At 69.4% G+C, this 12,875-nt stretch carries 10 protein-coding genes; 3 read left to right on the top strand and 7 right to left on the bottom strand.

The window, feature by feature from the left end; translation table 11 throughout:
* Nucleotides 1-184: 184 nt before the first annotated feature.
* From ASG30_RS17560 to ASG30_RS17575, 4 genes are all read right to left on the bottom strand, one after another.
* Entirely contained in the window at nucleotides 185-1,849 is a 1,665-nt protein-coding gene (locus tag ASG30_RS17560) for a Na/Pi cotransporter family protein (protein WP_055899662.1), read from the bottom strand.
* 46 nt (nucleotides 1,850-1,895) lie between these two features.
* Nucleotides 1,896-2,399: a signal peptidase II gene (gene lspA, locus ASG30_RS17565; protein ID WP_055899665.1), complete on the bottom strand. Its 504-nt coding sequence runs from the start codon at nucleotides 2,397-2,399 to the stop codon at nucleotides 1,896-1,898.
* Complete coding sequence (gene ileS, locus ASG30_RS17570; protein WP_055899668.1) at nucleotides 2,399-5,251, bottom strand: isoleucine--tRNA ligase; 2,853 nt, start codon at nucleotides 5,249-5,251, stop codon at nucleotides 2,399-2,401. Before ileS ends, lspA begins: the two co-directional genes overlap by 1 nt.
* Nucleotides 5,252-5,366: 115 nt before the next feature.
* Nucleotides 5,367-6,365 (bottom strand): bifunctional riboflavin kinase/FAD synthetase, encoded by a 999-nt coding sequence (locus tag ASG30_RS17575; protein WP_055899671.1) that lies wholly within the window; start codon nucleotides 6,363-6,365, stop codon nucleotides 5,367-5,369.
* A gap of 135 nt (nucleotides 6,366-6,500) precedes the next feature.
* Here ASG30_RS17575 and ASG30_RS17580 point away from each other — a divergent pair, with 135 nt between their 5' ends.
* The gene (locus tag ASG30_RS17580) at nucleotides 6,501-7,058 is read left to right on the top strand and encodes an HNH endonuclease (protein WP_055899674.1); all 558 of its coding nucleotides are present in this window, start codon (nucleotides 6,501-6,503) and stop codon (nucleotides 7,056-7,058) included.
* Between the two features lie 34 nt (nucleotides 7,059-7,092).
* On the opposite strand, the gene ASG30_RS17585 is transcribed toward ASG30_RS17580, so the two are convergent.
* From ASG30_RS17585 to ASG30_RS17595, 3 genes are all read right to left on the bottom strand, one after another.
* Nucleotides 7,093-8,475, bottom strand: a complete 1,383-nt coding sequence (locus tag ASG30_RS17585; RefSeq protein WP_055899677.1) for an alpha/beta fold hydrolase — start codon at nucleotides 8,473-8,475, stop codon at nucleotides 7,093-7,095.
* 78 nt (nucleotides 8,476-8,553) lie between these two features.
* Nucleotides 8,554-9,669, bottom strand: a complete 1,116-nt coding sequence (locus tag ASG30_RS17590) for an acyl-CoA dehydrogenase family protein (RefSeq protein ID WP_055899680.1) — start codon at nucleotides 9,667-9,669, stop codon at nucleotides 8,554-8,556.
* A gap of 10 nt (nucleotides 9,670-9,679) precedes the next feature.
* Nucleotides 9,680-10,861, bottom strand: a complete 1,182-nt coding sequence (locus ASG30_RS17595; protein WP_055899683.1) for an acyl-CoA dehydrogenase family protein — start codon at nucleotides 10,859-10,861, stop codon at nucleotides 9,680-9,682.
* 135 nt (nucleotides 10,862-10,996) lie between these two features.
* On the opposite strand from ASG30_RS17595, the gene purN reads away from it, so the two are divergent.
* Together purN and ASG30_RS17605 are read left to right on the top strand one after the other, a co-directional pair.
* Nucleotides 10,997-11,584, top strand: coding sequence for a phosphoribosylglycinamide formyltransferase (gene purN / locus ASG30_RS17600; protein ID WP_055899686.1), 588 nt, complete (start codon nucleotides 10,997-10,999; stop codon nucleotides 11,582-11,584).
* Between the two features lie 4 nt (nucleotides 11,585-11,588).
* Complete coding sequence (locus tag ASG30_RS17605; RefSeq protein ID WP_055899689.1) at nucleotides 11,589-12,857, top strand: RsmB/NOP family class I SAM-dependent RNA methyltransferase; 1,269 nt, start codon at nucleotides 11,589-11,591, stop codon at nucleotides 12,855-12,857.
* Nucleotides 12,858-12,875 lie beyond the last annotated feature (18 nt).

Genomic DNA, 12,875 nt, shown 5'->3' on the forward strand with positions numbered 1-12,875 from the left:
GAACGGAGCGGTGCGCAGCAGCGCGTAGTGAGTTTTTCCGCGAGGGCCCGCACCGCTCAAGCGATGCGCGCAGCAATGCGAAGCGTCAGCGAGCACGGAGAGGCACAGCATGAGCCCCCCGCCGGGGACCCCCTGCCGCAGGCAACGAACAGCAATGCGCCGCCTGCCAAGAGAACCAGCGAACCTAGATCGGTTCCTTGCTGGTAGCCAGCACATCACTGCGCAGCCGACTCGGCGCCAAAGCCCCCGCCGACTCCAGGATCGGATACGCGATCGAGCAGATGTGCGAGTTGATCCGCTTCAAGTCGCTGATCAGGTCGATGTGCAGCGAACTCGTCTCGATGCTCTGCACCGTGTTGCCCGACAGCCGCTCCAGGTGCGAGGACGCATAGGCGTGCTCCAGGTCGCGAAAGCGCGCCTTCTCCTCCAGCAGCTTCTGCGCGTCGCGCACCGAGCCGTTGAGGAACACGCTCATGCCCAGGCGCAGGTTGTCGATCAGGCGGGCGTGCAGCTCGCAGATCTCCGCCATGCCGGCGTCGGAGAAGCTGCGGCCCTTGCGGATCTTCTTGTCCTCGATGTCGATCAGGATGCGTTCGATGGTGTCGCCGATCTGCTCCATGTTGATCGTGAAGCTGATGATGTCGGTCCAGCGGCGGCTTTCCTCCTCGCCCAGCGCCTCGCGCGAGATCTTGGTCAGGTAGTACTTGATGGCCGAATACAGCTCGTCGACCGTGTCGTCCAGCTTGCGCAGCTCCTCGGCCAGGCGCAGGTCGTTGTTGCGGATCACGCTCAGGATGCCCAGGAGCATGGTCTCGACCACGTCGGCCTGGTGCAGCGCCTCGCGAGCGGCGCAGGAGATGGCCAGCGAAGGCGTGGCCAGGGCCGAGGGGTCCAGGTGGTGCGGCCGGCCGCTGGCGATGCGCTGCGGCTTGGGGAGCACCTTCATCACCAGGCGGCCGATCGGGTGGATGAAGCCGAGGAACAGCACGCCCATCAGCAGGTTGAAGCTGAGGTGGAACAGCACCACCGTCGAAATCTCGTTCCCGAGGTAGGGCCGCAGGTCGCGCAGCCAGAAGCCGACCAGCGGCGCGGCCACCGCCACGCCCAGGCACTTGAACACCAGGTTGCCCAGGGGCACGTGGCGCACTTCCACCGGCGAGCGAGCCGTGGTCAGCACCCCCAGCAGGCCGCTGCCCAGGTTGGCCCCGAGCACCAGCCCGAGCGCCATCTCGATGGGCACGATGCCGGTGCTGGCCAGGGTGGCGGTGAGCAGCACGATGGCCAGGCTGGAATAGGACAGCACGGCCAGCAGCGCGCCCGCGGTGATCTCCAGCAGCAGGTCGCTGCTGATGGACGCCAGCAGCGCCTGCACGACCGGCGACTGCACCATGATCTGGGTCGACTCGGACACCAGCCGCAGCGCCAGCAGCATCAGCCCCAGGCCGATCAGCACGCGGCCGAAGCGGCCCACGTTGGTGGACGAGCGCGAGATGAACAGCACCACGCCCAGGAAGATCAGGAGCGGCGACAGCCAGGACAGGTCGAACGAGAACACCACCGTCACCAGGCTGGTGCCGATGTCCGCGCCCAGCATCACGGCCAGGGCCAGGGGGAGGGTGATGAGCCCCTGGCCGACGAAGGCCGAGACGATCAGGGCGGTGGCGGTGCTCGATTGCAGCAGGGCGGTGACGCCAATGCCGGAGACGGCAGCCGTGTAGCGGTTGCCGATGCTGCGGGCGAGCACCTGGCGGAGGTTGGCACCGAAGACCCGAAGGATGCCGGTGCGAACGAGGTGGGTCCCCCAGACCAGCAGCGCGATGGCTGCCAGCAGATTCAACAGATGCTTCATGCTTGAAGCAACCGATGATACGCCCGAGCTGCGGCCCGGAGGGGGCCTAGCGGCTGCGGCGAACCCTGAGGACTTCGTCCAGGATCAGGGCCCCGGCGCCGATGGTGATGGCGGCGTCGGCCACGTTGAAGGCCGGGAAGTACCAGCGGTTGCTCCAGTGGAACTGGAGGAAGTCGACCACGTAGCCGTGCATCAGCCGGTCGACCACGTTGCCCACGGCGCCCCCCAGGATGCAGGCCAGGGCGAACGAGAACAGCTTCTGGCCCGGGTGGGAGCGCAGCATCCAGAGGATGAACAGCGCCGCGGCCACGCCGATGGCGGTGAAGAACCAGCGCTGCCAGCCCGAGGCCGCCGCCAGGAACGAGAACGCCGCCCCGGTGTTGTGCACCCGCACGACGTTGAAGAAGCTGGTGACGTAGGTGGAGTCGCCCAGCCGGAACGCGCCCAGGATCAGGATCTTGGTGAGCTGGTCCGCGATCAGCAGGATCAGGGCCAGCCCCACCCAGGGCAGCATCCCGCGGGAGCCGCCGACGGTTGCGCCGCGGGCCATCAGGCGTGGCGCCGGTCTTCGCCGGTCCCGAACAGGTTGGTCACGCAGCGGCCGCAGATCTGCGGGTGCGCCGGGTCGCTGCCGACGTCGGCGCGCCAATGCCAGCAGCGCTCGCACTTGCGGTCGGCCGAGGGCCGAACCTGCACTGCCAGCGCATCGCCCTTCTCCAGCGACAGCGCCGACGTGATGAAGACGAACTTCAGGTCCTCGCCCAGGCTTTGCAGCAGCGCGTGGTCGTCGGCCGGTGCAGTGAGCACCAGGTTGGCCTGCAGCGAAGAGCCCACCTGGCCCCCGGCGCGCAGGGCCTCGATCTCCTTGTTGGCCAGGTCGCGGATCTCGCGGATGCGGTTCCACTTGGCCAGCAGCGCCGTGTCGGGCGAGCCGATCTCGGCGTACTCCTCGATGAAGATCGACTCGGAGGTGCCGAACACCTTCCAGGCCTCTTCGGCGGTGAAGCTGAGGAAGGGCGCCATCCAGCGCAGCATGGCGTGGGTGATGTTCCACAGCGCGGTCTGGGCGCTGCGGCGCGCGTGCGACTTGGGCGCGGTGGTGTAGAGCCGGTCCTTGAGCACGTCCAGGTAGAAGGCGCCCAGGTCCTCGGAGCAGTACACCTGCAGCTTGGCCACCACCGGGTGGAACTCGTAGACCTCGTAGTGGGCCAGCACCTCGGCCTGGAACTGCGCCGCGCGGCTCATGGCGTAGCGGTCGATCTCCAGCATCTCGGCCGGCGGCACCGCGTCCCTGGCGGGGTCGAAGTCGCTCACGTTGGCCAGCAGGAAACGCAGCGTGTTGCGGATGCGGCGGTAGGCGTCCACCACCCGCGCCAGGATCTTGTCGTCGCCGGCGATGTCGCCCGAGTAGTCGGAGGCGGCCACCCACAGGCGGATGATCTCGGCGCCCAGCTTCTTCCAGGTCTCCTGCGGGTCGACGCCGTTGCCCAGCGACTTGGACATCTTGCGGCCCTGCGAGTCCACCGTGAAGCCGTGCGTGAGCAGGCCGCGGTAGGGCGCGCGGCCGTACATGGCGCAGGCGGTCAGCAGCGAGGAGTGGAACCAGCCGCGGTGCTGGTCGTGGCCTTCCAGGTACAGATCGGCCTCCGGTCCGTTCTCGTGGCCCGCGCCGGCGTGCGAGCCCTTGAGCACCGTGGTGTGGGTGGTGCCGGAGTCGAACCAGACCTCCAGGATGTCGGTGCTCTTGACGTACTGCGCGGCATCGGAGGCGGCGCCGACCTGGCCGAGGATCTCCTGCGGCGCGGCCTTGCTCCAGGCTTCGATGCCGCCGGCCTGCACCATGTCGGCGGCCAGGTCCAGGATCTCCATCGTCTTCGGATGGAGCTCGTGCGTGTCGCGGTCCAGGAAGAAGGGCAGGGGCACGCCCCAGCTGCGCTGGCGGCTGATGCACCAGTCGGGCCGGCCGGCGATCATGTCGCGCAGGCGGGCCTTGCCGTTCTCGGGGAAGAAGCCGGTCTGCTCGATGGCGGCCAGGGCCATCTGGCGCAGGGTGGCGGGCGCCTTGTCCTTGGTGAACACGCCTTCGCCTTCGTCCATGCGGATGAACCACTGGGCGGCGGCGCGGTAGATCACCGGCGACTTGTGGCGCCAGCAGTGCGGGTAGCTGTGGCTGATGGGCGAGGTGGCGAACAGGCGGCCGGCCTTGTCCAGCGCTTCGATGATGGCCGGCACGGCCTTCCAGATGTTCTGGCCGCCGAACAGCGCGAAGTCGCCGGCATAGCTGCCGTTGGCCTGCACCGGGTTGAGGATGTCGTCGTACTTCAGCCCGTGCGCCACGCAGCTGTTGAAGTCGTCCAGGCCGTAGGCCGGCGAGGAGTGCACGACGCCGGTGCCGTCCTCCGCCGTGGCGTAGTCGGCCAGGTAGACCGGCGAGAGCCGGCGGTAGGCCGGGTCGGCTTCGTACAGCGGATGGCGGAACTGCAGGCCCGCGAGCTTCTCGCCCTTGGCGGTGGCGACCACCGTGCCGCCCTGCAGGTGGTAGCGCTCCAGGCAGCGCTCCACCAGCGAGCTGGCGACCAGCAGCACGCCCCTGGCCGTGTCCACCAGCGAGTAGTCCAGCTCGGGGTTGAGGTTGAGCGCCTGGTTGGCGGGGATGGTCCACGCGGTGGTGGTCCAGATGACGATGAAGGCGTCCTTGCCCTGGGGCAGCGCCGCAAGGCCGAAGGCGCGCGCCAGCGCCGCGGGGTCGTCCGCCAGGAAGCCCACGTCCAGCGTCTGGCTCTTCTTGTCGGCGTACTCGATCTCGAACTCCGCCAGCGAGGAGCCGCAGTCGAAGCACCAGTAGACCGGCTTGAGGCCGCGGTAGACGAAGCCGCGCTCGACCACGCGCTTGAACGCACGGATTTCGTCGGCCTCGTTGCGGAAGTCCATGGTGCGGTAGGGACGGTCCCAGTCGCCCAGCACGCCCAGCCGCTTGAAGTCGGCCCTCTGGATGTCGATCTGCTCGGTGGCGAAGGCGCGGCTCCTGGCCTGCATCTCGTCGCGCGGCAGGTTGCGGCCGTGCTTCTTCTCGATCGCGTTCTCGATCGGCAGGCCGTGGCAGTCCCAGCCCGGGATGTAGGCGGCGTCCAGCCCCTTGAGCTGGCGCGACTTGACGATCATGTCCTTCAGGACCTTGTTGACCGCGTGGCCCATGTGGATCTGGCCATTGGCGTAGGGCGGGCCATCGTGCAGCACGAACTTCTGGCGGCCGCGGCGCGCGTCGCGCAGGCGCTTGTACAGGCCCTGGTCCTCCCATTCCTTGACCCAGCCCGGCTCGCGCCTGGGCAGGTCGCCGCGCATCGGGAACGGCGTGTCGGGCAGGTTGAGGGTCGCGCGGTAGTCGGTTTTGTTGTCGCTCATGGTCTCTCGCAGGGCTTCGACAGGCTCAGCCCGAACGGGTGAGTGATTCGGAACGAGAGGGGAAGAGCCGTTCGCCCCGAGCCTGTCCAGGGGCGCGCAGCACCGGGGTGCGGCGTTAAATTCGGTCGCGGGTGGTCTGGCGGCGGGTGGACGCGAAGTACGCGCGGGCTTCGTCGCAGTCGCGCGCGATGCCGGCCCGGAGCGCATCCAGGCTGTCGTATTTCAGTTCGTCGTGCAGTTTGTGCAGCAGGTCCACGCGGATGATTTTACCGTAGCCCCCCTCCTGGCGCAGGTGGGCGGGCCATTCCAGGCAGTGCGTCTCCAGCAGCACGCGGCCGCCGTTGGCGTCGGTGGGGTCCAGCGAGGGCCGGATGCCCAGGTTGGCCACGCCGGGCAGCGGATGGTCGGCCAGGCCGTCGACCTGCACCGCGAAGATGCCGCCGGCGGCCGGTTTCCAGTGCGAGAAGCGCAGGTTCACCGTGGGGAAGCCCAGCTCGCGGCCGAGCTTGCGGCCGTGCACCACGTGGCCGCTGATGCTGTAGGGCCGGCCCAGCAGGGCGGCCGTGCCGTCCATGTCGCCGCGGGCCAGCGCCTCGCGCACCGCGGAACTGGACACGCGGATGTTGTGCACCTCGTAGCTGTTCATGCGGGCCACGTCGAAGCCCTGGCGCTGGCCGGCCGCGTCCAGCATGGCGTAGTCGCCGGCCCGGCGGGCGCCGAAGCGGAAGTCGTCGCCCACCAGCACGTAGCGCGCGCCCAGGCCTTCCACCAGCACTTCGTCGATGAAGGCCTGCGGCGACCGGCTGGACAGGCGGGCGTCGAACGGGAGCACCACGCACTGGGCGACGCCGCAGTTGGCCAGTTCGGAGAGCTTGTCGCGCAGCGTGGCGATGCGCGCCGGCGCCAGCTCCGGCTTGCGGGCCAGCCGGGCGAAGTAGTCGCGCGGATGCGGTTCGAAGGTCAGCACGCAGCTGGGCACGCCGCGGTGGCGCGCCTCGCTGTTCAGCAGCGCCAGCATGGCCTGGTGGCCGCGGTGCACGCCGTCGAAGTTGCCGATCGTGACCGCGCTGGCCGGCGCAACGCCCGGATGGTGGAAGCCTCGGAAGATCCGCATCGCGAATTGGTATCTTTTTGATAGCAGCGGGCGCCCGCACCGAGAGCGCCGCGCGGCAGAAAGTCATCGAATCGGGGTATATTGTGCTAGCTGTTGCGTTCCCCAGTCGGCTGTGTTGAGGAAGGAGCGTTCGTCTTGAAGGTCTTGAAGCTGTCCGCCCAGGGACTTCCGCAGTCCTGGATCTCGCTGGAACAGGCCGTGCTGCACTACGCGGCGGACGAGGTCCGCTGGGAGGTGGGCGCGCAGGTGGCCGTGTTCCGGGGCGGCCACAACGCCTTCACCGGCGAGCAGTCGGTCATCACCGTCAACAGCATCATCGGCACCAAGGGCGTGCCGAACATCAACCCGTTCGACCTCAAGCCGGGCCTGACCAACAGCAAGCTCTTCGCGCGCGACCGCAACGTCTGCGCCTACTGCGGCAGCCACCACCGCGAGGAAGAGCTGACCCGCGAGCACATCATCCCCTTCGCCCAGAACGGCAAGGACCACTGGATGAACGTGGTGACCGCCTGCCGCGCCTGCAACCACCGCAAGAGCAGCCGCACGCCCGAGCAGGCCCACATGCCCCTGCTGTACGCGCCCTACGTGCCCAGCCTGTGGGAGGACTTCATCCTGCGCAACCGCCGCATCCTGGCGGACCAGATGGAGTTCCTGATGGCGCACCTGCCGAAGTCGTCGCGGCTGCATTCCTGAGCCGGGGCCGTCGGCCCCGCGCCGACCCGTTTAGTCAGTACGTCAGCTCGAGAACCGACACATGGTTCTCCGCCAGCGGCCAGGTCCGCCCCACCACCTTCTCCCCGTTGAACTCCGCCACCACCGCGCGCGGCGCGCCTGCCGGCCGGATGCGTGAGCTGGACACGCCGGCGCCGGGGGCCGCGCCCGGCGGCGGGCTCTGGCCGTCGAACGCCATGCGATCGCGGTTGGGGTCGAGGTAGCCGCGCGGCCGGTTCAGGATGGCCAGGGCCGGCGCGCTGCGATCGGCCTCCGGCACCCGCTCGGGCCGCAGGTTCACCAGGCTGCTGGAGCGCGGGAAGGGGCTGCGGTAGGTGTGCGTGGTGGCATAGCCCGGCGCGGCGAGCACGAACTCGTAGCGCGCCTTCGGATCCGCGGTGAACGGCCCCCAGCGGCCGTCGGCGCCGATCGCCTGGGTGTGCACCGCCGGGCCGCGCCGCTCGCCGCTGGCCTCGTCCACCGCGTACACCTCCAGCCGGGCGCCAGGCAGCGGCAGGTTGTTGGCGAAGTTGCCGGACGCCGGGTCGACCGAGGACAGGCCCAGCCCGCTCACCTTGCCCGACAGCACCGCGCGCGCCTCGGGGGCGATCTCCTGAACGGCCGGCGCGCGGCCGGTGATGAACTGGTAGGTGGCGGCGAAGGCCGCCGGCGCGAACGAGGTCTCGCGGTGGTCGATGCGCGGGATCACCACGTTGGTCGCGCCCTTCAGCTCGGGCCCGGCGAAGCCGACGTTGGTGGGCTGGCCGCGGCGGCCGATCCACAGGCCGTCCGGCTGGGCGAACTTGTCGTTGTTCTCCGAGCGGATCGTCATCCACTTCGCCGGCCCGGCGACCTCGTCGCCGGCCGCGTTCCGGGGCGCGTTCAGCGCGGTGAGGAAGGGGCCGGTGCCGTTGAACTCGCTGTTGGGCGAGAACTCGCGCAGCGCCCAGACACCGTGGTTGGGCGTGCCGCCCAGGATGGCGTGGCTCACCACGCCGGTCCCGCCGCCGTTGTGCACGTAGTTGCGGATCGCATAGCCGCCGCGCGAGTTGCCCACCAGCACCACCTGCTTCGCGCCGGTGGCCTGCAACACCTTCTCGACCTCGCCCTTGAGGTAGGCCATGTGCTCCGCGGTCGAGGTGCGGCCCGGCTGCGCGCGGCCGTCGTCGTCACGGGCCAGCGGGTAGGGCAGGTCGATGGCGTGCAGGCGCTCGCGCGGCCAGCCGTTGGACTCGAAGCGCCACAGCGTCGGCTGCCAGACCGAGGCGTTGTCGCCGTTGCCGTGCACGAACACGATGGGCGGGAGCGCCGAGGTGGGGGAGCCGGGCGGAAAGGCGCAGGCGCCCAGCAGCAGGGCGGTGGCCAGTCCGGTGGACAGCAGGTGGCGGCGGGTCGTCATGGTTTCTTGTCTCCTTGTCGTTCTTGCAATGAAAAGGCCCGCGGGGTGTCCGCGGGCCGCAGGGGGAGGCGTGCAGCGTCAGGCAAACACGCCGGCCGTGTCCTGCATGCGCGCCGACACCTCGCCCAGGTGGTGCAGGGTGTCGCCGTAGCTCAGCTCCAGCTGCGTGAGCTTCTTGAAGTAGTGGCTGCCCACGTATTCGTCGGTCACGCCGATGCCGCCGTGCAGCTGCACCGAGTTCTGGCCGACGAAGCGCATGGCCACGCCCAGCTGGTACTTGGCCCGGGCCATGGCGCGGCGGCGTTCGTCGGCCGGCGCGTTGAGCTTGAGGCTGGCGTAGTAGCTCATGGAGCGCGCCAGCTCCTGCTGCATCTTCATGTCGGCGAAGCGGTGGCGCAGCGCCTGGAAGGTCGCGAGGGTCACGCCGAACTGCTTGCGCGTGTTCATGTAGTCGGCCGTCAGCGCCATGGTCTTGTCGATGGCGCCCACGCCCTCGGCGCAGGTGCAGGCGATGCCCACGTCGACGGCGTGTTCCAGCGCCACGAGGCCGTCCTGGGCGACCAGCGTGGCGGGAGCGTTGGTGAACGTCACTTCGGCGGCGCGGCTGCCGTCCAGCGTGGTGTAGCCGTTGGCCTGCACGCCGGAAGCGGAGCGAGCCACGAGCAGCAGCACGATCTTGCCGCCGGAGGTCGCGGGCACCAGGAAGGCATCGGCCTGGTCGCCCGCGGGCACGAGGCTCTTGGTGCCGCTGACGGTCCAGCCGTCGCCCTGCTGCTTGCCCTGCGCCTCGCAGCGGTCCAGGCGCCAGCGGGCCTTGCGCTCCTGGTGGGCCAGCACCACCAGTGCTTCACCCGAGGCGATCTTCGGCAGCCACTCGCCCTTCACGGCCTCGGGTGCGTAGCCGGCAATCACGGCGCCCGAGACCAGCGCCTGCGAAAGCGGCTCCAGCACCATGCCGCGGCCCAGTTCCTCCATCACCACCATGCCCTCGACCGGGCCCATGCCCATGCCGCCGTGGTCCTCGGGGATGTAGAGGCCGGCCAGGCCCAGTTCGGCCAGCTCGCCGTAGGTCTTGCGGTCGAAGCCGCCGGCGCGCACCGCCCCACGGCGCCTCTCGAAGTCGTAGCTGCGGTCCACCCACTTGCGCACCGCGTCGCGCAGCTGTTCCTGCTCGTCGGAGAAATCGAAATCCATGGTGGCCTCCTCAGCCGAGAACGGTTTGGGCGACGATGTTGCGCTGCACTTCGTTGCTGCCGCCGTAGATGGTGGTTTTGCGCAGGTTCAGGTAGGTGGCCGCCAGCGGCGCCAGGCCGTGCGCGCCGCCGGGGAAGTCGCCCTGCCAGCCCGCTTCCATCGCTTCCTTGATGAAGGGCACGCTGTAGGGGCCGCCGGCCAGCATCATCAGCTCGCTGTAGCGCTGCTGGATCTCGCTGCCGCGGATCTTCAGCAGGCCCGCGATGTCCAGCGAGTTCTTGCCGGACTTCTCGGCCGACAGCACGCGCAGCACCAGCATCTCCAGCGCCACCACTTCCACTTCGAGCCGGGCGATCTCGTCGCGGAAACGCAGGTCGTCCCAAACGCCTTCGGACTTGGCGATGCGCTTGAGGCGCTCGAGCTCGCGCTTGGCGCGGTTGACGTCGGCGATGTTGGTGCGCTCGTGCGAGAGCAGGTGCTTGGCGTAGGTCCAGCCCTTGTTCTCCTCGCCGATCAGGTTCTCGGCCGGCACTTCGACGTTGTCGAAGAACACCTCGTTCACCTCGTGACCGCCGTCCAGCATGATGATCGGCCGCACGCTCACGCCGGGCGACTTCATGTCCACCAGCAGGAAGGAGATGCCGGTCTGGGGCTTGCCCTCGGTGCTGGTGCGAACGAGGTTGAACATCCAGTCGCCGTACTGGGCCAGCGTGGTCCAGGTCTTCTGGCCGTTGAGGATGTATTTGTCGCCCTTGCGCTCGGCGCGGGTCTTGAGCGAGGCGAGGTCGGAGCCGGAGCCCGGCTCGCTGTAGCCCTGGCTCCACCACACCTCGCCGCTGGCGATGCCGGGCAGGAAGCGCTTTTGCTGCTCGGCGTTGCCGAAGGCCATGATCACCGGCGCCACCATCACCGGGCCGAAGGGCACGAGGCGCGGCGCGCCGGCCAGCGCCAGCTCCTCCTCGAACAGGTGCTTCTGCACCGCGTTCCAGCCCGGGCCGCCGAACTCCTTGGGCCAGCCGTAGCCCAGCCAGCCCTTCTTGCCCAGGATCTTCGCCCAGCGCTGCATGTCGTCGCGCGTCAGGTGCAGGCTGTTGTGCACCTTGTTCGAGATGTCCTGGGGCAGGCTCTCGCGTACCCAGGCGCGGATGTCTTCCCGGAACTTCTGTTCTTCGGGCGTGAAGGCCAAATCCATGTGTGTCTCCGGCGTGAATCGCAACCGCTGATTTTCCAGCAAGCGCCCGCGGCCGGCCTGTCCGAGTCGCGACAAGTCGTGCGGATGGGCTGGCCGCCGGCTCGCCTGCGCCTGCCGGGATAATCCCGCCCTCCCATGAAGAACATCGTGATCCTTATCTCCGGCGGCGGCTCCAACATGGCGGCCATCGTCCGCGCGGCCCAAGCGCGCGACTGGCGCGGCCGCTGCGCCGCGCAGGTTGCCGCGGTGGTCAGCAACCGGGCCGACGCCGGCGGGCTGGATTTCGCCCGGCAGAACGGCATCGCCACCGAGGTGGTGGACCACAAGCGCTTCGAGTCGCGCGAGGCCTTCGACGCCGAGCTGGCCGCCGTGATCGACCGCCACCAGCCGGCCCTGGTGGTGCTGGCCGGCTTCATGCGCATCCTCACGCCCGGCTTCGTGTCGCGCTACGCGGGGCGGCTGCTCAACATCCATCCTTCGCTGCTGCCGGCCTTCCCGGGCCTGCACACCCACCGCCGGGCGCTGGAGGAGGGCTGCCGGTTCGCGGGCGCGACGGTCCACCAGGTCACCGCCGAGCTCGACCATGGGCCCATCCTCGACCAGGCCGTGGTGCCGGTCCTGCCGGAGGACACCGAGCAGACCCTGGCCGCCCGCGTGCTGACCCAGGAGCACCAGCTCTACCCGCGGGCGATCGAAGCCTTTTTGCGCCGCACCGGAGCCTGACGCCATGCACCCCAAGGCTTTGCTCGACGCCTGCGCCGACCTGCTGGAGCAGGTGCTGAGGTTCGACCACCCGGCCGACGCCGTGGTGTCGCGCTACTTCCGCGAGCACCGCTCGCTGGGCCCGCGCGAGCGCGCGACGCTGGCCGAGACGGTCTATGCGGTGCTGCGCCGCAAGCTGCTGTTCGACCACCTGGCGCCTTCCGGCAGCGGCTCCAAGCCGCGCCGCCTGGCGATCCTGGGCTTCCAGGGGCCACGTGACTTCCTCAAGGGCGCACTGGACGAGCAGGAAAAGCGCTGGCTCGACCAGTGCGACCAGATCGATCCGTCCGACCTGCTGGAGCGCCATCGGCACAACCTGCCCGACTGGCTGGCCCAGGCCCTGAAGCCGCAACTGGGCGGGGAGTTCTGGGCGCTGGCGGAAAGCCTGCAGCAGCCGGCCCCGCTGGACCTGCGGGTGAACATGCTGACCGACAAGCGCGAGGACGTGCGGCATGAGCTCGGCCTGGCGGGCATCGCCGCCCAGCCGACGCCGTACTCGCCCTGGGGCCTGCGCCTGGCCGACAAGCCGGCGCTGACGCGGCTGGACGCCTTCGCGCGCGGCGCGATCGAGGTGCAGGACGAGGGCTCGCAACTGCTGGCTCTGCTGCTGGAGGCACGGCGCGGCGAGATGGTGGTGGACTTCTGCGCGGGGGCCGGCGGCAAGACCCTGGCGCTGGGCGCGGCCATGCGCAACACCGGCCGGCTGTACGCCTTCGACGTTTCGGCCCACCGGCTGGACGCGCTCAAGCCGCGGCTGGCGCGCAGCAAGCTCAGCAACGTGCACCCGGCCGCGATCGCGCACGAGCGCGACGACCGCATCAAGCGGCTGGCGGGCAAGATCGACCGGGTGATCGTCGACGCGCCCTGCTCGGGGCTGGGCACGCTGCGCCGCAACCCGGACCTGAAGTGGCGCCAGAGCCCCGAGGCCGTGCAGGAGATGGTCGCCAAGCAGGCGGCCATCCTGCGCAGCGCGGCGCGGCTGCTCAAGCCGGGCGGCCGGCTGGTCTATGCGACCTGCAGCCTGCTGCCGCAGGAGAACGAACTCATTGCCGAAGCTTTCACGGCGGACCACCCGGAGTTCAAGCCGCTGCCGGTGGCCGGTCTCCTCGAGCAATTGAAGATCGCGCCCACGGGACTGACAAGCGGTGGCTCAGCAGGGGATTTGTATCTGCGGCTGTGGCCGCATCGGCACCGAACGGACGGCTTCTTCGCCGCCTGCTGGGCGAAAAGTTGACGCCGCTCAAGCTAAGCG

The sequence above is a fragment of the Ramlibacter sp. Leaf400 genome (assembly GCF_001424545.1).
Taxonomy (GTDB): Bacteria; Pseudomonadota; Gammaproteobacteria; order Burkholderiales; family Burkholderiaceae_C; genus Ramlibacter.

Bases quoted from the DNA above. Each gene is read 5' to 3' on its own strand.
- ASG30_RS17560 (WP_055899662.1), bottom strand. From the start codon at position 1,849: ATGAAGCATCTGTTGAATCTGCTGGCAGCCATCGCGCTGCTGGTCTGG.
- lspA (WP_055899665.1), bottom strand. From the start codon at position 2,399: ATGGCCCGCGGCGCAACCGTCGGCGGCTCCCGCGGGATGCTGCCCTGG.
- ileS (WP_055899668.1), bottom strand. From the start codon at position 5,251: ATGAGCGACAACAAAACCGACTACCGCGCGACCCTCAACCTGCCCGAC.
- ASG30_RS17575 (WP_055899671.1), bottom strand. From the start codon at position 6,365: ATGCGGATCTTCCGAGGCTTCCACCATCCGGGCGTTGCGCCGGCCAGC.
- ASG30_RS17585 (WP_055899677.1), bottom strand. From the start codon at position 8,475: ATGACGACCCGCCGCCACCTGCTGTCCACCGGACTGGCCACCGCCCTG.
- ASG30_RS17590 (WP_055899680.1), bottom strand. From the start codon at position 9,669: ATGGATTTCGATTTCTCCGACGAGCAGGAACAGCTGCGCGACGCGGTG.
- ASG30_RS17595 (WP_055899683.1), bottom strand. From the start codon at position 10,861: ATGGATTTGGCCTTCACGCCCGAAGAACAGAAGTTCCGGGAAGACATC.
- purN (WP_055899686.1), top strand. From the start codon at position 10,997: ATGAAGAACATCGTGATCCTTATCTCCGGCGGCGGCTCCAACATGGCG.
- ASG30_RS17605 (WP_055899689.1), top strand. From the start codon at position 11,589: ATGCACCCCAAGGCTTTGCTCGACGCCTGCGCCGACCTGCTGGAGCAG.